This window comes from Burkholderia sola, assembly GCF_905400185.1.
Classification (GTDB): domain Bacteria; phylum Pseudomonadota; class Gammaproteobacteria; order Burkholderiales; family Burkholderiaceae; genus Burkholderia; species Burkholderia sola.
The window spans coordinates 2756284-2772924 of record NZ_FR989675.1; the positions used below are offsets into that span (position 1 = coordinate 2756284).

The window sequence follows — 16641 nt, forward strand, 5'->3', positions numbered from 1 at the left end:
TCGCGAAGCAAAGGCGGCATTATCGCCCGCGCCGGGTCGCCCGCGCCGTTACAATCACGCGATGATTCCGCACGACCTCACCTTCGTCCTCGGCGGCGCGCGCTCGGGCAAGAGCGCGCATGCCGAGCGGCTCGCCGCCGATAGCGGCCGCCCCGTCACCTACATCGCGACCGCGACCGCCGCCGATCCCGAATTCGCGCAGCGCATCGCGCATCACCGCGCGCGCCGGCCGGCCGACTGGGGGTTCGCCGACGCGAGCGTCGATCTCGCCGGCACGCTCGCGCGGCTCGACGATCCGCACGCGTGCCTGCTCGTCGACTGCCTGACGCTGTGGCTCACGAACCTGCTGTGCCCCGCCGACGGCGCACCGCTCGACGACGCGCAGTACGCGGCCCAGGTCGAGCGGCTCGAGCACGCGCTGCGCGGCGCGCACGCGAAGGTGATCGTCGTCAGCAACGAGATCGGGCTCGGCGTCGTGCCGCTCGGGTCGGTCACGCGCCGCTACGTCGACGAGCTCGGCCGCCTGAACCAGCGCGTCGCCGCGCTCGCGACGCGCGTCACGCTGCTGGTTGCCGGGCTGCCGCTCGACCTCAAGGCGGGCGCGCCGTCATGCTGATGCTGTCGCTGCCCGTCGTCGCGATGCTGGCGGTCGCGGCCGCGATCGTCGACCGCGCCATCGGCGAGCCGGCCGGCTGGCATCCGCTCGTCGCGTTCGGCCGCGTCGCCGCGCGCATCGAAGCCGCGCTGAACACGGGCCGGCGCGGCCGCGTAGTCGGCGTCGCCGCGTGGCTCGCGGCGGTCGTGCCGCCGGTGGCCGTCGCGGCATGGCTCGTCGCCGTGCTGCCCTGGCCGTTCGCGGCGGCGCTGCACGTCGCGCTGCTGTGGTTCGCGCTCGGCGCGAAGAGCCTCGCCGACCACGTCGCGCCGATCGCCGCCGCGCTGCTGCGGCACGACCTCGACGCGGCGCGCACGCTGACCGCGCGCATCGTGTCGCGGGACACGAGCAACGCGGACGAAGGTGCGCTGTCGCGCGCGGCCGTCGAATCGGCGCTCGAAAACGGCAACGACGCGATCTTCGGCGCGCTCTTCTGGTTCGTCGTCGCGGGCGGCCCCGGCGCGTTGCTGTTCCGGCTCGCGAACACGCTCGACGCGATGTGGGGCTACCGCACGCCGCGCTTCCTGACCTTCGGCTGGGCCGCCGCGCGCCTCGACGATGCGCTGAACTGGATTCCCGCGCGCCTCACCGCCGCGAGCTACGCGCTGCTCGGCGACACGGCCGCCGCGTGGCGCTGCTGGCGCACGCAGGCGCGCCACTGGGACAGCCCGAACGCGGGCCCCGTGATGGCCGCGGGCGCCGGCAGCCTGAACGTGCAGCTCGGCGGCCCGGCCGTCTATCACGGCGAGATCGAGGATCGGCCGGCGCTCGGCACCGGCGCCACGGCCACCGCCCTTCACATCGTCGCCGCGCTGTCGCTCGTCACGCGCACGCTCGCGCTGTGGCTCGCGCTGCTGGTCGCGAGCGGCGCACTCGTCATGGCCTCCCATCATGTCTGATTCATCCATCGCGCACGGCGGCAACCTGCACGAAGCCGCCCGCCGCCACGGCATTCCGTACGACGCGTGGCTCGACCTGTCGACCGGCATCAATCCGGTCGGCTACCCGGTTCCGCCCGTGCCGGCCGACGCGTGGCGCCGGCTGCCCGACGACGGCGACGGCCTCGCGGCCTGCGCCGCGCGGTACTACCACGCGCCCGACGCCGCGCACGTGCTACCGGTTGCCGGCAGCCAGGCCGCGATCCGCGCGTTGCCGGCGTTGCTGTCGGCCGGCGACGCAGGCGTCGCGGCGCTCGCGTACGGCGAATACGCGCCCGCGTTCGCGCGCCACGGCCATCGCGTCGTCGCGCTCGACATCCGCGCGGATACGCTGCCCGCGACGCTGCGCCACGTCATCGTCGGGAATCCGAATAATCCGACCGCCGAATTCGTGCCGACCGCGCGCTTGCTCGGCTGGCACGCGCAACTGGCGGCACGCGGCGGCGCGTTGATCGTCGACGAAGCGTTCGCCGATACGGGCGCGACGCCATCGCTCGCGCCGCAGGTCGATCGTCCAGGGCTCGTCGTGCTGCGCTCGGTCGGCAAGTTCTTCGGGCTGGCCGGGATCCGCGCGGGCTTCGTGCTCGCGAATCCCTTGCTGATCGCCGCGCTGCGCGACGTGCTCGGCGCGTGGACCGTCAGCGGCCCCGCACGCCATGCGGTCGCCGCGGCATTCGCCGACCGCGCATGGCAGGCCGCCGCGCGCGAGCGGCTCGGGGCCGACGGCGAACGACTGGCCGCGTTGCTGCGCGCGCACGGCTTCGCGGTGCGCGCGACGCCGCTGTTCAGCTGGACCGACGATCCGCGCGCCGCGGCGCTGCATGCGGCGCTCGCGGCGCGCGGGATCTGGACGCGGTACTTCCCGACGCCGTCGAGCGTGCGCATCGGCCTGCCGGGCAGCGAAGCCGAATGGCGGCGCCTCGGCGATGCGCTCGCACATTGCGCACCGCTGCTGCAGCGGGCCTCCGCATGAGTTCACGCGTGTTCCGTCGGCTGACGCCAGCCGCGCTGCTGGTCGCGCTCGCTCACGCGCCGCTCGTCCACGCCAACGTCACGACCCGCGACGACGCCGGCAATACGGTCACGCTGCCCGCGCCCGCGCAGCGCGTGATCAGCCTCGCGCCGCACGCGACCGAGCTCGTCTACGCGGCCGGCGGCGGTGCGAAGCTCGTCGGCACCGTCACGTACAGCGACTATCCGGCCGCCGCGCAAGCGGTGCCGCGCGTCGGCGACAACAAGGCGCTCGATCTCGAACGCATCGCCGCGCTGAAGCCCGACCTGATCGTCGTCTGGCGGCACGGCAACGCCGAGCGGCAGACCGACGCGCTGCGCGCGCTGCACATCCCGCTGTTCTTCAGCGAACCGAAGCATCTCGACGACGTGTCGTCGTCGTTGCGCCGGCTCGGCACGCTGCTCGGCACGCAACCGGCCGCCGATGCCGCCGCGGCCGCCTTTACGCGGGACATCGCGACACTGCGCGCACGCTACGCGGCACGCCCGCCCGTCGCGATGTTCTTCCAGGTGTGGGACCGCCCGCTGACGACGCTCAACGGCACGCACCTGATCAACGAAGTATTCGAACTTTGCGGCGGCCGCAACGTGTTCGCGTCGCTCAAGCCGCTTGCGCCGACCGTGACCGACGAGGCGGTGCTCGCGGCGAATCCGGAAGCGATCGTGACGACGAGTGCCGGCGCGACCCGCTCGAACGAACCGCTGCCGAGCCTCGCGCGCTGGCGCGCGTGGCCCGCGCTGACGGCCGTGGCGCGCAACAACCTGTTCGCAATCGACGGCGATCTGCTGACGCGGCCGGCGCCGCGGATCGCGCAGGGTGCGGCCGCGCTGTGCGAGGATCTGGAGGCCGCGCGTGCGCGGCGGCCGGCGCGCTGATTTCCGGCGGGTTGCGGTGCATCGTGCACCGGTGCCGGATGCGTGCGGTGCTCGAAACAGATCGCTCCGTGCGCAGCGCAGTTCACATGCAGACGCAAGTGCGCCTATGCATCCCAGTGCACGACTTCCCACGTTCGCGCGGCGCCCTCCCTGCGCAGCCACACCGCCCCGCCCGTCGGCACCGGCCGCGACAGCAACGTGTCGAGCGGCACGCGCAACACATGCGACGCGAATGCGCGGATCACGCCCGCATGCGTGACGACCCATTGCGGTCCGTCGAACGCCGCAACCGCATCGGCCTGCCGCGCCACCCGCGCGACGAATCGCGCGACGCTTTCTCCGCCGTGCGCGCACGCATGCATCAGGTCGGCCGCCCACGCATCGAGCGCCGCGCGATCGATATCGTCCCAGCGCTGCATTTCCCACGCGCCGAAATCCATTTCCTGCCAGTCGTCATCGCCCAGCAGCGGTACGTCGAATGCCCGCGCGAGCCGTTCGGCAACCGACGCGCAGCGCGTCAGCGGGCTCGTCCGCACCTGTTCGGGCGACGGCGCACTTAGTTCCGCCAGATGCATGCGCACGGCCTGCGCGCCGCCATCGGCCGATTCGGCGAGCGGCACGTCGCTGCGCCCATAGCAGACGCCCGGCTCGATGCCGACGGCCGGATGACGGATCAGGACGACGTCCATCCGAGCACCACCAGATAGATCGCCAGTTCGCCCAGTTGCTGCGCGAAGCCGAGACAGTCGCCCGTATAACCGCCGATCCGCTTCACGAAATAGCGGGCCGCCCACGCGCGCACGAGCACGAGCGCCACGCAGGCGGCAACGCCCATGCGCCAGTCCGGCCAGAACAGCCACGGCAGTCCGAACACCGCCGCGACGCACGCCGCACGTGCGTCCATTCGTTGCGCGACCGGCTTCGCCTTGCCTTCGGGCCGCACGTAGTCGAGCGTCATCAGCAAGCTCACGGCCATCGCGCGGCTCGCCGCGTGCGCGGCGATCATCGTCCATGCGGCGCGCAGCGGCAGCATCGACGCCAGCGCCTGCCATTTCAGGCCGAGTGCGATCACGAGCGCAACGGCGCCGAACGTGCCGATCCGCGAATCGTGCATGATGCGCAGCACGTCGTCGCGCGTGTAACCGCCGCCGAACGCATCGCAACTGTCGGCGAGGCCGTCTTCGTGGAACGCGCCGGTCGCGAGCAGCGTCGCGGCCATCGACAGCCCGACCGCGATCGATGGCGGCAGCACGCGCAGCGCGACGAGATAGACGAGCGCGCCCCACGCGCCGACGCACGCGCCGACGAGCGGGAAATAGCGCGCGGCCTGGTCGAGATCGCCGGCCGCGTAGCCGATCGAGCGCGGCACGGGTACGCGCGTGAAATAGCCGAGCGCGACGAAGAAGTAGCGCAGCTCGGCGCGCATGCCGCGCACGCGCTCAGGCGTCACGATCGTCGACGCCGGCGGATTCGAAGCTCGCCATCTCGCTGAGGAACGCGGCCGCCGCGCGCACCAGCGGCAGCGCGAGCGCGGCGCCCGTGCCTTCGCCGAGCCGCAGGTCGAGCGCGAGCAGCGGCTTCGCGCCGAAATGCTCGAGCATGCGCCGGTGGCCGGCCTCGTGCGACGTATGCGAGAACACGCAGTAGTCGCGCACGCCGGGCGCGATGCGCTCGGCGACGAGCAGCGCGGCGGTCGCGATGAAGCCGTCGACGAGGATCGTCATCCGCTCGCTCGCGGCCGCGAGGTACGCGCCGGTCATCATCGCGATCTCGAAGCCGCCGAACGTCGCGAGCACGTCGAGCGGCGCGATCGCATGCGAGTGCTTGACGAGCGCGCGACCGAGCACCGCACGCTTGTGCGCGAGGCCCTGATCGTCAAGGCCCGTGCCGCGGCCGACGCAGGCGTCGATCGGCACGTCGAGCAGGCGGCTCATCAGGCACGCGGCCGACGACGTATTCGCGATCCCCATCTCGCCGAAGCCGATCACGTTCGTGCCGAGCGACGCGTGCAGGCGCACGCGCGCCGCGCCCGCGGCCAGCGCCGTCATCGCTTCTTCACGCGTCATCGCGGGTTCCGCCGCGAAGTTGCGCGTGCCGCGCGCGACCGGAACCGACACCAGCCGGTCCGACAGCGGCAGCGGCGACGCGACGCCCGCATCGACGATCTCGAGCGTGCTCTGCGCGACGCCCGAGAACGCGTTGATCGCCGCGCCGCCGGCGAGGAAGTTCGCGACCATCTGCGCGGTCACCGCCTGCGGATAAGGGCTGACGCCCTCGGCCGCGATCCCGTGGTCGCCCGCGAACACGATCGTCACCGGACGCTGCACGACCGGCCGCTCGGTGCGCTGGATCAGGCCGATCTGCAGCGCGAGCGCCTCGAGCTGGCCGAGGCTGCCGGGCGGCTTGGTCTTGTGGTCGATCACATGCTGCAGGCGCGTGCGCAGCGCGTCGTCTAGCGGCGCGATCGCGGGCGGGAATTGGGTCGAAGTGGTCATCGAGGGGCCGTATGGTGGGCGCGGCATGCGCCGCGCATCGGAAAATTCGGAACGGGAAAGATCATTGTCGCGCGGGCCACGCCGGCAACAGCGCATCGCGGCCGTTCTCGCGGATCAGCACGAGCGGATAGCCGAACGCGTCGCTCGCGCGCTCGGGCGTCAGCACATCATGCACGCGGCCGGCCCACGCATGCCCGCGGCCGTCGAGCAACAGCGCATGCGTCGCGAAACGCCGCGCGAGATTCAGGTCGTGACACGAAAACATCACCGTGCGCGGGCCCGCCGCGAGCCAGGCGGCCAGCGCGGTCAGGCAGTCGATCTGGTGATGCAGGTCGAGATGCGCGAGCGGTTCGTCCAGCAACATCAGCGGCGCATCCTGGCACAGCGTCGCGGCCAGCGCGACCCGCTGCCGCTCGCCGCCCGACAGCGACATCACGTCGCGCGACGCGAGCGGGTTCAGGTCGAATGTCGCGAGCGCCTCGCGCGCGGCCGCGCGGTCGCCGTCGCGCTCCCAACCCCAGCCGCCGAGATATGGAAAGCGGTTGAGCAGCACCGTGTCGAACACGGTCGCGCTGAACGCATCGTGCAGTTGCTGCGGCATCAGCGCGCGGCGCTGCGCGAGTTGCTCGGGACGCCATGCGGCAAGCGGCCGACCGTCGATCTCGACGTGTCCGCCGGCGGGCGGCTGCAGTCCCGCGAGCGTGGCGAGCAGCGTCGTCTTGCCCGCGCCGTTCGGCCCGGCGACGCACCAGATCTCGCCGGGGCGGAACGCGTGCGTGAAGCGGTCGAGCAGCGTGCGCGCGCCGGCCTTCAGCGTCAGGTCGACGGCCATGTAGCGCATGTCGCCGGCAGCGGCGTGCGGTGCTGCGGTGCCTGTCATCGCATCGGCCTCCTCAGCAACATCCACAGGAACACGGGCACGCCGATCAACGCGGTCATCACGCCCACCGGCAATTGTGCGGGCGCGATCGCGGTGCGCGCGAGCAGGTCGGCCGCCATCACGCCGCCACCGCCCGCGAGCATCGCGGCCGGCAGCAGCATCCGCTGGTCGTTGCCGAACGCGAGCCGCAACGCGTGCGGCACGACGAGGCCGACGAAGCCGATCGTACCGGCCGTCGTGACCGCGGCCGCGGCGGCCAGCGACGCGACGAGATAGATCCGCACGCGCAGCCGCGCGACCGGCACGCCGAGCGCCTGCGCGGTCGCGTCGCCGCGCAGCAGCACGTTCAGTTGCGGCGCGGCCGGCAGCGCGGCGCATGCGCTCAGCAACAGCGCGCCCCACGCGAACCACGGCGCCGTCGCGCCGTTCAGGTCGCCGGTCAGCCAGAAGATGATGCCGCGCAGCCGTGCATCGGGCGCGAGCGACAGCAACAGCGTGACGAGCGCGCCCCATCCCGCCGCGATCACGACGCCCGTGAGCAGCAGCCGCGGCGATGCGTCGCGCGATTCGCCGCGCCACAGCTCCCGCCTCGCGAGACCGAGCACGAGCGCGACCGAGACGAGCGAACCGGCGAATGCGGATGCGTCGACGAGCCACCACGCGCCGCCCGCGATCATCGCGACGAGCGCGAAGCCGGCCGCGCCGCCGGACACGCCCAGCACGTACGGCTCCGCGAGCGGATTGCGCAGCAGCACCTGCAACAACGCGCCGGCCAGCGCGAGCAGCGCGCCGCACGCGAAACCCGCGAGCGCGCGCGGCAGGCGCAGCGTCCGGACGATATCGGCAAACAAGGTATCGCCGCCGTGCGGCACGAGCGACGCAAGCGCCTGCCACGGCGACATCGGCACGCTGCCGATCGACAGCGACGCGACGAACAGCAGCGCGACCACGGCGGCCAGCGCGGCCCAGATGACGGTGGCGCGCGCGGCGCTCATGCGGCGCACGGCCGCGCGCCCGACGCGCGGTGCATCCGCTTGCGGTGGCCGGCCGGGCGCGACAGGGGCGCGTGGCGAACGATTGGGGTCGGCATCGAAGAACGTTCCGTGAAGCATTGCGCGCCCCGCTTCCCCGCAGGCCGCGCGTCATGGAGCCCTTGCGGGCTCCCCGTCTCGGCCGGTATCCGGGCTGGCGGCGGTCCGGCTCGCCTTCCCGCGCGATGACGCGCAGTGGCCCGCGCCTGCGTGCGACCTGCACGCGAAACGCGCCCGAGCCGGCCTGCGTCACGCGACGCGGCCGCTTACCGTTGCGGGGGCAGCGCAGGTTGGCGCGCTCGCGGAGCCCGCCCCCTGCTTCCCGTTTAACCGCGCATCCTGCGCGCGAGCACCGAGGCGGCGCCAGTTTAGGAGCCGGTCGCGCGAGCGTCAAGGAAGCGTCCGGACCGGCGTCGGACATGCCTATTCGCGGCAAGAAGCAGGGGTGTTACGACTGGAAACGTTACAGATGTCGGATTGCGCGGTATTCCGCGCTAAAATGCTGGGTCTTTAGAGGACGCAGCAAATGCTCAACGAACTCGAAACCCTGTCTCAAAATATTGGCCGTCTGATTTCGCTGAACAAGCGCTATCACTCGGAACGGCTCGCGCTCGAGGAGCAGGTCGCGCAATTGCGCGCGGAAGCGGATACGGTCCGCGCGGAACTCGCGCAGCTGCGCGACGAACGCAATGCGCTCGCGGCAGAGCGCGACACGCTGTCGGCGAAGATCGACGACGCCCAGGTGAAACTGAACGCGATTCTCGAAAAGCTGCCGCGCTCGAAGAGCGCGGAGCAAGCCGACAACCAGCTCGACCTGCTCGATGCGCAGGCGCGCACGGATGGCGATGACGCGGCCAGCCACGGAGAACATGCATGAGCACCAAGCAGATCGAAGTCTCGATTCTCGGTCAGCCCTATCGGCTCGCCTGTTCGGCCGAGACCGAAGCGGCGCTGCTCGAAGCGGTCGCGCGCGTCGATGCCGAAATGTCGAAAATCCGCTCGAACAGCTCGGTGCGCGGCACCGATCGCATCGCGGTGATGGCGGCGCTGTCGCTTGCATCGGAATTGCTGCGGCTGCAAACGAGCGTGCGGCACGGCGAAGCATTTCCGGCGGAAGAAATCCGTCGTACAATGCATCAGATGAACGAACAGCTCGGCGCGGTGCTCGCACAGCACGAGACGCAGTAACGTTTGAAACGATGCGTCGATTCCGCTTGATCTCGACGGTCAACGGTGGTCAAATTGGCGCATCGAAACACAGTTCAGTCAGCTTCCCTGCCTGGTTCGCCAAGGTCATATATTCCTTGAACCAATGCCATGTGCACGGTTGCGGAAATTTGTAGCACGGGCGCGCGCGTCACTCTGTCTGATGTACCCGAAGTGCTGCTAACTGCGACCAATTCTGAACCTCAGGTTCAGGATGCCGGCCTAGCGGCCAAGGCGGGGGCCTATCCAACGGCATCGGGAACTCCCGATGCCGTTTCCTTTTTGAGGGGCTGTTTGCATGCGGAACGCGCATGCGAATGCCCGAAATCGCTCGCAGGGCAAGAAGTGAGGAGCGCCGTTTGGCCGAGCCAAACAAGTGACGAGCGACGCCGCCATGCGGGCGATTTCGGGCATTCCCGTGAATTGTATTTTTCGTTTGGGGTGCGCGTTCCGCATGCAAACAGACCCTCATGCCCCTTCTGCGTCGATTACGATCCATGCAATATTGGCTGATGAAGTCCGAACCGGACGAAGCAAGCATCGACGATCTCGCCAACGCACCGCAGCGCTCGCTGCCGTGGACCGGCGTGCGCAATTATCAAGCGCGTAATTTCATGCGCGACACGATGAAGATCGGCGACGGCGTGCTGTTCTATCACTCGAGCTGCCCCGAGCCGGGCATCGCGGGCCTCGCCGAAGTATCGTCCACGCCCTACCCCGATCCCACACAGTTCGATCCGAAAAGCCCCTATTACGACCCGAAATCGACGCAGGAAGCGCCACGCTGGCTGCTCGTCGACGTGCGCTTCGTGAAGAAGTCGCCGCTCGTGCCGCTCGCCGCGCTGCGCGAGCACGACGAGCTCGCCGACATGCGCGTGCTCGCCCGCGGCAACCGGCTGTCGATCACGCCCGTCACGCGCGCGGAATGGCGGTTCATCACCGAAAAGTTGATGAAGTAGGCACCGGCCAAAAGGTCAAATCTGTTCAGTACGCACTGCCGCAACGGAACTCGCGGCGCTTTCGCGCAGCCTAAGCAACCGCTGTCGGCCGATCGGCCGGCCGTCGTTTTTTTCGTCGCGCGGTACGCCCGCGTCGCGCACGCGTGATCCGCGTGCGCGCCCTCGCACAAGGAGTCCAACAATGACCAAGAAATCCGCACTCGCGCTGTCGCTCGCTCTCGCCGCCGCCGTTCCCGTCGCGCTGACGCTCGCGTCGCCCGCCGCGCACGCCCAGACGGCGAACCCGCACTTTCCCGAGCCGGCCGGCGTGCTGTCGCTTTCGTCGCAGGCCAGCGCCGACGTGCCGCAGGACATCATCCACATCACGCTGTTCTACGAGCAGCAGGCCAAGGACCCGGGCAGCCTCACCGCGCAGCTGAACCAGCGCGCGGATGCGGCGCTGTCGCAGGCGAAGGGCGTGTCGGGCGTCACCGCGCACACGGGCGCGTTCTCCGTGTATCCGAGCACCGATCGCGACGGCAAGATCTCCGCATGGCGCGGCCGCACCGAGGTCGCGCTCGAATCGCGCGATTTCGCCGCGGCGTCGAAGCTGGCAGGCCAGTTGTCGAACCTGATGCAGGTTGCGAACGTCGAGTTCTCGCTGTCGCCGGAAGCGCAGCGCACGGCCGAGCAGAAGCTCACGACCGAAGCGATCAAGTCGTTCCGCGCCCGCGCGGACGAAGCCGCGAAGGCGTTCGGCTACAACAGCTACACGATCCGCGACGTGAACGTCGGCAGCGGCCGCAACGTGCAGCCGTACCCGCGCATGATGGCGATGGCCGCGGCGCCGATGGACAGCGCGAAGATGAGTGCGCCGATCGCGGTCGAAGGCGGCAAGGCCACCGTGTCGGTCACCGTCAACGGCTCCGTGCAGATGAAGTAACGCAGTAACGCGCATCGCGCCGTTGTCGGAAACGAAAACGCCGGCCCGAGGGCCGGCGTTTTTCATGTGCATCCGGGTAACCGATGCGCACGCCGATCGCGCGTACATCGATACCGCGTCATGCAGCGACCTCACGCAGCCACTTCAAGCAGCCGCATTCGCGTTCGCCGCGCGACGGCGATACGCCCAGACCATCATCGCGATACCCGCGAGGATCATCGGCAGCGACAGCCACTGCCCCATCGACAGGCCGAGCGCGAGCAGGCCGAGGAAGTCGTCGGGCTCGCGCGCGAACTCGACCGTGAAACGTGCGAGGCCATAACCGATCAGGAACAGCGCGGATATCGCGCCCATCGGCCGCGGCTTGCGCGCGAACAGGAACAGCACGAAGAACAGCGCGATGCCCTCGAGCGCGATTTCATAGAGCTGCGAAGGATGGCGCGGCAGCATCTGGTATTGCATGAACACGTCGGCGAGATGCCACTTCTCGACGAGTGCCGGATGTTTCGGCAGCCATGCCGCGTCGTCGCGCATCGCCCCCGGGAACAGCATCGCCCACGGCGCCGTCGGATCGGTCACGCGGCCCCACAGCTCGCCGTTGATGAAATTGCCGAGCCGCCCCGCTGCCAGCCCCAACGGCACCATCGGCGCGACGAAATCGGTGACCTGCAGCCAGTGCCGCTTGCGCTGCCACGCGAACAGCATCATCGCGAGCGTCACGCCGAGGAAGCCGCCGTGAAACGACATGCCGCCTTCCCACACCTTGAACACGTCGAGCGGATGCGAGAAGTAGAAATCGGCCTTGTAGAACAGCACGTAGCCGAGCCGGCCGCCGAGCACGGTGCCGAGCACGCCGTAGAACATCATGTCGTCGATGTCCTTCGCGGTCCAGCCCTGCGCGGCGACATACGGCAGCTTCAGGCGGATCCGGCCGACGACGATCGCCGCGATGAAGCCGACGAGATACATGAGGCCGTACCAGCGCACGGCCAGCGGCCCGAGATGGATCGCAACGGGGTCGAAATTCGGGTGAATGATCATGGGTTAGCGAAGAAGTTTTCGAATACGGTACGGCCGTCGCACACGTGCAGGACCGCGCGTTGGACGGCGCCCGCGCGCCATCGTTCACGTCACGCGGCCGGACCCTGCGCGCGCACGACGTCGATGAAGCCGGCGAGCACGGGGCTCACGTCGCCGGTGCGCCACACGAGGCCCGTCTCGACGACCGGCGCGTGACCGGCGAGCGGCCGGTAGACCACGCCGGTGCGCCGCAGGTTACGCAGCGATTGCGGCACCAGTGCGACGCCCATGCCGGCCGACACGAGGCTGACGATCGTCTGCATCTGGATCGCCTCCTGGCCGATGCGCGGAGTTTCCCCCGCCGCGCCGTAGCAGCCCGTAATGATGTCATAAAAGCCGGGCGCCAAACGGCGCGGAAAGATCACGAGCGGAAACGCGGCGACGTCGGCGAGCTGCACGGGCTCGTCCTCGGGCGCGTCGGACGCCCCGGCCGGCATCGCGACCACCAGCGGCTCGCGCACGACGGGCAGGTACGACAGCCCGGCCGCGTGGCGCGGCGGCACGGGCGGAATGATAAGCCCGGCGTCGATGCGCCCGGCGACGAGTTCGTCGATCTGCACGTCGCTCGTCGCTTCCGTGAGCTGCAGCCGCACCTGCGGATAGCGCGCGCCGAACGCGCGCAGCAACGACGGCAGCAGCCCGTAATCGGCGGTCGACACGAACGCGAGCGACAGCGAGCCGGCCTCGCCGCGCGCGAGCCGCCGCGCCATCGGCGGCAGCGCATCGGCCGACGCGAGCAGCCGGCGCACCTCCGGCAGCAGCGCCGCGCCGACCGCCGTCAGCGCGACCGAGCGCTTGGTGCGCACGAACAGCGCGACGCCGAGCGCGTCCTCGAGCGCGCGGATCGCCTGCGACAACGGCGGCTGCGTCATCGACAGCCGCTCGGCCGCGCGGCCGAAATGGCGCTCGTCGGCGACGGTCGCGAAATAGCGCCACTGGCGCAGGTCGGGGATCGGATCGGCCATGCTCGACTCATTCGTAAAACGACTTAATAGGTGACAAATAATATATTGGACATCCCAGAACGGAAACTCCATGCTTGATCGACCCACCCGGCGCACTGTTCGCGCCGGCGTCGCCAAAACAACGATGGAGCTCCCCATGTCGTACAACCGCCGCTCTAAAAACATCACGCAAGGCGTGGCCCGTTCGCCGAACCGCTCGATGTACTACGCGCTCGGCTACCAGAAGGACGATTTCGACAAGCCGATGATCGGCATCGCGAACGGCCATTCGACGATCACGCCGTGCAATTCCGGCCTGCAGCGGCTGTCGGACGCGGCGGTCGACGCCGTGAAGGCGGCCGGCGCGAACCCGCAGATCTTCGGCACGCCGACGATTTCGGACGGCATGTCGATGGGCACCGAAGGGATGAAGTACTCGCTCGTGTCGCGCGAAGTGATCGCCGACTGCATCGAAACCTGCGTGCAGGGCCAGTGGATGGACGGCGTGGTGGTCGTCGGCGGCTGCGACAAGAACATGCCGGGCGGCATGATCGCGCTCGCGCGCCTGAACGTGCCGGGCATCTACGTGTACGGCGGCACGATCCGCCCGGGCAACTGGAAAGGTCGCGACCTGACGATCGTGTCGTCGTTCGAGGCTGTCGGCGAATTCACCGCGGGCCGGATGTCGCAGGAGGATTTCGAAGGCGTCGAGAAGAACGCGTGCCCGACGTCGGGTTCGTGCGGCGGGATGTACACCGCGAACACGATGAGCTCGTCGTTCGAGGCGCTCGGGATGTCGCTGCTGTATTCGTCGACGATGGCGAATCCCGACCAGGAGAAAGTCGATTCGGCCGCCGAATCGGCGCGCGTGCTGGTCGAGGCCGTGAAACGCGACCTGAAGCCGCGCGACATCATCACGAAGAAATCGATCGAGAACGCGGTGTCGGTGATCATGGCCACCGGCGGCTCGACCAATGCGGTGCTGCACTATCTCGCGATCGCGCACGCGGCCGAGGTCGACTGGACGATCGACGACTTCGAACGCATCCGCAAGCGGGTACCGGTGATCTGCGACCTGAAGCCGTCGGGACAGTACGTCGCGACCGACCTGCACCGGGCCGGCGGGATTCCGCAGGTGCTGAAGATCCTGCTCGATGCGGGGCTGCTGCACGGCGACTGCATGACGATCACCGGCCGCACGATCGCCGACGAGCTGAAGGACGTGCCGGCCGCGCCGCGCGCGGATCAGGACGTGATCTTTCCGATCGACCGCGCGCTGTACAAGGAAGGCCATCTGGCGATCCTGAAGGGCAATCTCGCGGAAGACGGCGCGGTCGCGAAAATCACCGGCCTGAAAAACCCGGTGATCACGGGCCCGGCGCGCGTGTTCGACGACGAGCAGAGCGCGATGGATGCGATCCTCGGCGACCGGATCCGGGCGGGCGACATCCTCGTGCTGCGCTACCTCGGCCCGCAGGGCGGCCCCGGCATGCCGGAAATGCTCGCACCGACGTCCGCGATCATCGGCAAGGGGCTTGGCGAATCGGTCGGCTTCATCACGGACGGCCGCTTCTCGGGCGGCACCTGGGGCATGGTGGTCGGCCACGTCGCGCCGGAGGCGTTCGTCGGCGGCACGATCGCACTGGTGCAGGAAGGCGATTCGATCACGATCGACGCGCACCGGCTGCTGCTGCAACTGAACGTCGACGATGCGGAACTCGCACGCCGCCGCGCCGCGTGGCGGCAGCCCGCGCCGCGCTATACGCGCGGCGTGCTCGCGAAATTCGCGGCGCTTGCCCGGCCGGCGAACCAAGGGGCGGTCACGGGTTGAGGCAGGGCACCATCTCATGCGACCCCGATAAACGGGCCACCGGGGGAACGCGCAAAACGTGCTTCCCCTTTGCTTCTATAATGCGCGGACCATGAAGCCGGCCATCCCCGCCGGCGGAGAACCGCATGAAACAGACGATATTGCGCGTGCTGCTCGCGACGCTGCTGACCGGCGGCGCGGCGGCGGCGCGCGCCGACCAGGCCGACGGGCTCGCGCTCGCGCAGCGCAAGAACTGCATGGCCTGCCATGCGATCGGCAAGCCGCTGATGGGTCCGTCGTTCCACGACATCGCCGGCAAGTACGCGACGCGCAACGACGCCGCCGATTATCTTGCGCAATCGATAGTGAAAGGCAGCGTCGGCGTATGGGGCAGCGTGCCGATGCCCGCCAACACGCAACTGACGGGCACCGAAGCCCGCACGCTCGCCCAGTGGGTGCTGTCGGTTCGCTGAATCGGATATCCGCGCGACGCACCGACGCGGTGTGCAGGGCGTGGCAGGCAGGCAACCGCGTACCGCCCGACCGGCGGCACATCACCGCCGGCTTCGCAGGCCCTTACTGGACCGCCCCCTTTTCACCGCCGCGAGCGATTGCCGTTCAGCCGGAGTGACCGGCGCGGCGGCGGGCGATCTCTTCATCGACCGCATCGCGTACCCAGTCCATCACCTCTGTTTCCAGCGCGAGGGCGACTTCGCGCGTGACCTGGCCGACCAGCCAGGCCGAATGCTCGTGCAGCGCATCGCGACAACGCGCTTCGATGGCCTCGCGCCCCGGCCCGGTCAGATAGTTCGTCAGGCGATTGCGAAGCCGTTCGGCGATGTGCTGCGCATCTTCCGGCGTCAGCGCGGCGGCGTCCGATGCTTCCGGTTGCAGCGCTGCGCTCGGCAGGACCGCCTCCGGCATTGCCGCGTCCGGCGCGTGCCCGGCCGCTTCGTGCGCAATCGGAGCGAACGTGTGCTGCGGCAGACCGTCTTCGACCAGCGACGAGCGCAGCGGCGCCGTCATCACCGCCACCTCTTCGGCAACTACGTGCTCCGATGCGCCGGGTCCGGCCGGCGCATCGGTGTCGCCCGCAGCGGCGGCCATCGCCACGTCGCCCGGCAGTTCGACGGTCGGCACGTGCGGTGTCGGCACGGGTTCGACCACGACGGAATCGGGGTCGGCTTCGGTTTGACGGGATTCGGCCGGCGCGGCCGCGGCGGCGCCCGGTGCGATCACGTCGGTGAGCACCGGAATCGCCGCGCTTCCGTGCGGCCCGGGTGCGGCAGACGCGGGCGAGCGCGCCGGCGCCGGCTTGCCGGGCACCAGCACGTCGGTCAGCGTCGGGATCGAGGATGAATCGGCTTCTGTCACGGGAACACTCCGTCGACGGTTGCGGCTAGCCGCCCTGCTTGTAGTTGTTCAGCGCGTAGCCGCGGTCGCGGTAGAACCGGTAGCGGTCGCGGCCCGCGGCCAGCTCGTCCGGCGCGTTGCCGACCACTTCGAGCAGGCGCTCGAAGCGGGCGAACTGCGCGGGCACGGTCGCGCCGAGGTTCAGCAGCACGTGATGATGCGGCGCGCGGTCGAGATCGGCGGCCAGCACGATCGGCGTACCGGCTGCGTGCTCGCTGTCGACGCCGCAATGCGGGATGAAATCGAGCGGCGAGAACGTCCAGAGCCGCTCGTCGAGCGCGCGCAGGCGCGCGGGCTCGGCGAGCACGACGACTGGCTGCCCGGCCAGATAGGCCTTGCGCAGCAGCCGGCACGCGTACGCGAGCGAATCGCCGACGTTCGAGTGGAAATCGATCCGCGTCATTGCCCGCGCACCCGCGGC

At 69.7% G+C, this 16641-nt stretch carries 19 protein-coding genes, 1 other RNA gene and 1 riboswitch; of the genes, 11 read left to right on the plus strand and 9 right to left on the minus strand.

Annotated features, from left to right (window positions below; genetic code table 11):
• Positions 1–61 precede the first annotated feature (61 nt).
• From cobU to KR541_RS12695, 4 genes are read left to right on the plus strand one after another with little or no spacing between them, the layout of a single operon-like run.
• Positions 62–616, plus strand: a complete 555-nt coding sequence (gene cobU / locus KR541_RS12680) for a bifunctional adenosylcobinamide kinase/adenosylcobinamide-phosphate guanylyltransferase (protein ID WP_050012055.1) — start codon at positions 62–64, stop codon at positions 614–616.
• A complete protein-coding gene (cbiB, locus tag KR541_RS12685) occupies positions 610–1554 on the plus strand; it encodes an adenosylcobinamide-phosphate synthase CbiB (RefSeq protein ID WP_050012056.1) in 945 nt (314 codons plus the stop codon). The genes cobU and cbiB overlap by 7 nt, the downstream gene beginning before the upstream one ends.
• Complete coding sequence (gene cobD / locus KR541_RS12690) at positions 1547–2566, plus strand: threonine-phosphate decarboxylase CobD (protein WP_204383363.1); 1020 nt, start codon at positions 1547–1549, stop codon at positions 2564–2566. The genes cbiB and cobD overlap by 8 nt, the downstream gene beginning before the upstream one ends.
• The gene (locus KR541_RS12695) at positions 2563–3480 is read left to right on the plus strand and encodes a cobalamin-binding protein (RefSeq protein ID WP_050012058.1); all 918 of its coding nucleotides are present in this window, start codon (positions 2563–2565) and stop codon (positions 3478–3480) included. The genes cobD and KR541_RS12695 overlap by 4 nt, the downstream gene beginning before the upstream one ends.
• A gap of 104 nt (positions 3481–3584) precedes the next feature.
• Here KR541_RS12695 and cobC read toward each other — a convergent pair whose 3' ends face one another.
• The 5 genes from cobC to KR541_RS12720 form a co-directional block, all read right to left on the minus strand.
• Positions 3585–4169: an alpha-ribazole phosphatase gene (gene cobC, locus KR541_RS12700; protein WP_124631627.1), complete on the minus strand. Its 585-nt coding sequence runs from the start codon at positions 4167–4169 to the stop codon at positions 3585–3587.
• Positions 4154–4906, minus strand: coding sequence for an adenosylcobinamide-GDP ribazoletransferase (locus KR541_RS12705; protein WP_050012060.1), 753 nt, complete (start codon positions 4904–4906; stop codon positions 4154–4156). Before KR541_RS12705 ends, cobC begins: the two co-directional genes overlap by 16 nt.
• Positions 4907–4919: 13 nt before the next feature.
• A complete protein-coding gene (cobT, locus tag KR541_RS12710; protein ID WP_050012061.1) occupies positions 4920–5975 on the minus strand; it encodes a nicotinate-nucleotide--dimethylbenzimidazole phosphoribosyltransferase in 1056 nt (351 codons plus the stop codon).
• A 61-nt stretch (positions 5976–6036) separates the two neighbouring features.
• A complete protein-coding gene (locus tag KR541_RS12715; RefSeq protein ID WP_050012062.1) occupies positions 6037–6855 on the minus strand; it encodes an ABC transporter ATP-binding protein in 819 nt (272 codons plus the stop codon).
• Positions 6852–7967 (minus strand): FecCD family ABC transporter permease, encoded by a 1116-nt coding sequence (locus KR541_RS12720; RefSeq protein WP_050012063.1) that lies wholly within the window; start codon positions 7965–7967, stop codon positions 6852–6854. Before KR541_RS12720 ends, KR541_RS12715 begins: the two co-directional genes overlap by 4 nt.
• 42 nt (positions 7968–8009) lie before the next feature.
• Positions 8010–8258, minus strand: a riboswitch (cobalamin riboswitch).
• A gap of 154 nt (positions 8259–8412) precedes the next feature.
• Between KR541_RS12720 and KR541_RS12725 the strand changes: the two genes are divergently transcribed.
• The 5 genes from KR541_RS12725 to KR541_RS12745 all read left to right on the plus strand — a co-directional run bounded on the left by KR541_RS12725 (position 8413) and on the right by KR541_RS12745 (position 10973).
• Complete coding sequence (locus KR541_RS12725) at positions 8413–8763, plus strand: ATPase (protein ID WP_006478092.1); 351 nt, start codon at positions 8413–8415, stop codon at positions 8761–8763.
• Positions 8760–9074 (plus strand): cell division protein ZapA, encoded by a 315-nt coding sequence (locus KR541_RS12730; protein ID WP_006478091.1) that lies wholly within the window; start codon positions 8760–8762, stop codon positions 9072–9074. The genes KR541_RS12725 and KR541_RS12730 overlap by 4 nt, the downstream gene beginning before the upstream one ends.
• Positions 9075–9155: 81 nt before the next feature.
• A non-coding RNA gene (gene ssrS / locus KR541_RS12735) (6S RNA) lies at positions 9156–9337 on the plus strand.
• A gap of 252 nt (positions 9338–9589) precedes the next feature.
• Positions 9590–10051, plus strand: coding sequence for an EVE domain-containing protein (locus KR541_RS12740; RefSeq protein ID WP_006478090.1), 462 nt, complete (start codon positions 9590–9592; stop codon positions 10049–10051).
• Positions 10052–10232: 181 nt separating this feature from the next.
• On the plus strand, positions 10233–10973 hold the full coding sequence (locus KR541_RS12745) for an SIMPL domain-containing protein (protein ID WP_050012064.1): 741 nt from the start codon (positions 10233–10235) through the stop codon (positions 10971–10973).
• Positions 10974–11117: 144 nt separating this feature from the next.
• On the opposite strand, the gene lgt is transcribed toward KR541_RS12745, so the two are convergent.
• Together lgt and KR541_RS12755 are read right to left on the minus strand one after the other, a co-directional pair.
• Positions 11118–12014, minus strand: a complete 897-nt coding sequence (gene lgt, locus KR541_RS12750) for a prolipoprotein diacylglyceryl transferase (protein WP_050012065.1) — start codon at positions 12012–12014, stop codon at positions 11118–11120.
• Positions 12015–12103: 89 nt separating this feature from the next.
• Entirely contained in the window at positions 12104–13018 is a 915-nt protein-coding gene (locus tag KR541_RS12755; RefSeq protein ID WP_050012066.1) for a LysR family transcriptional regulator, read from the minus strand.
• A 136-nt stretch (positions 13019–13154) separates the two neighbouring features.
• Between KR541_RS12755 and ilvD the strand changes: the two genes are divergently transcribed.
• A complete protein-coding gene (gene ilvD / locus KR541_RS12760; RefSeq protein ID WP_050012067.1) occupies positions 13155–14828 on the plus strand; it encodes a dihydroxy-acid dehydratase in 1674 nt (557 codons plus the stop codon).
• A 125-nt stretch (positions 14829–14953) separates the two neighbouring features.
• Positions 14954–15280 carry a c-type cytochrome gene (locus KR541_RS12765; RefSeq protein WP_050012068.1) on the plus strand — a complete coding sequence of 109 codons (327 nt, stop codon included), beginning with the start codon at positions 14954–14956 and terminating at the stop codon, positions 15278–15280.
• Positions 15281–15425: 145 nt separating this feature from the next.
• Here KR541_RS12765 and KR541_RS12770 read toward each other — a convergent pair whose 3' ends face one another.
• Positions 15426–16181, minus strand: a complete 756-nt coding sequence (locus KR541_RS12770) for a DUF2486 family protein (protein WP_050012069.1) — start codon at positions 16179–16181, stop codon at positions 15426–15428.
• Between the two features lie 25 nt (positions 16182–16206).
• On the minus strand, positions 16207–16623 hold the full coding sequence (locus KR541_RS12775; RefSeq protein ID WP_050012070.1) for a DNA polymerase III subunit chi: 417 nt from the start codon (positions 16621–16623) through the stop codon (positions 16207–16209).
• Positions 16624–16641 lie beyond the last annotated feature (18 nt).

Excerpts from the sequence above, each read along its gene's own strand:
- cobU (WP_050012055.1), top strand. The coding sequence starts at position 62 with ATGATTCCGCACGACCTCACCTTCGTCCTCGGCGGCGCGCGCTCGGGC.
- cbiB (WP_050012056.1), top strand. The coding sequence starts at position 610 with ATGCTGATGCTGTCGCTGCCCGTCGTCGCGATGCTGGCGGTCGCGGCC.
- cobD (WP_204383363.1), top strand. The coding sequence starts at position 1,547 with ATGTCTGATTCATCCATCGCGCACGGCGGCAACCTGCACGAAGCCGCC.
- KR541_RS12695 (WP_050012058.1), top strand. The coding sequence starts at position 2,563 with ATGAGTTCACGCGTGTTCCGTCGGCTGACGCCAGCCGCGCTGCTGGTC.
- cobC (WP_124631627.1), bottom strand. The coding sequence starts at position 4,169 with ATGGACGTCGTCCTGATCCGTCATCCGGCCGTCGGCATCGAGCCGGGC.
- KR541_RS12705 (WP_050012060.1), bottom strand. The coding sequence starts at position 4,906 with ATGCGCGCCGAGCTGCGCTACTTCTTCGTCGCGCTCGGCTATTTCACG.
- cobT (WP_050012061.1), bottom strand. The coding sequence starts at position 5,975 with ATGACCACTTCGACCCAATTCCCGCCCGCGATCGCGCCGCTAGACGAC.
- KR541_RS12715 (WP_050012062.1), bottom strand. The coding sequence starts at position 6,855 with ATGACAGGCACCGCAGCACCGCACGCCGCTGCCGGCGACATGCGCTAC.
- KR541_RS12720 (WP_050012063.1), bottom strand. The coding sequence starts at position 7,967 with ATGCTTCACGGAACGTTCTTCGATGCCGACCCCAATCGTTCGCCACGC.
- KR541_RS12725 (WP_006478092.1), top strand. The coding sequence starts at position 8,413 with ATGCTCAACGAACTCGAAACCCTGTCTCAAAATATTGGCCGTCTGATT.
- KR541_RS12730 (WP_006478091.1), top strand. The coding sequence starts at position 8,760 with ATGAGCACCAAGCAGATCGAAGTCTCGATTCTCGGTCAGCCCTATCGG.
- KR541_RS12740 (WP_006478090.1), top strand. The coding sequence starts at position 9,590 with ATGCAATATTGGCTGATGAAGTCCGAACCGGACGAAGCAAGCATCGAC.
- KR541_RS12745 (WP_050012064.1), top strand. The coding sequence starts at position 10,233 with ATGACCAAGAAATCCGCACTCGCGCTGTCGCTCGCTCTCGCCGCCGCC.
- lgt (WP_050012065.1), bottom strand. The coding sequence starts at position 12,014 with ATGATCATTCACCCGAATTTCGACCCCGTTGCGATCCATCTCGGGCCG.
- KR541_RS12755 (WP_050012066.1), bottom strand. The coding sequence starts at position 13,018 with ATGGCCGATCCGATCCCCGACCTGCGCCAGTGGCGCTATTTCGCGACC.
- ilvD (WP_050012067.1), top strand. The coding sequence starts at position 13,155 with ATGTCGTACAACCGCCGCTCTAAAAACATCACGCAAGGCGTGGCCCGT.
- KR541_RS12765 (WP_050012068.1), top strand. The coding sequence starts at position 14,954 with ATGAAACAGACGATATTGCGCGTGCTGCTCGCGACGCTGCTGACCGGC.
- KR541_RS12775 (WP_050012070.1), bottom strand. The coding sequence starts at position 16,623 with ATGACGCGGATCGATTTCCACTCGAACGTCGGCGATTCGCTCGCGTAC.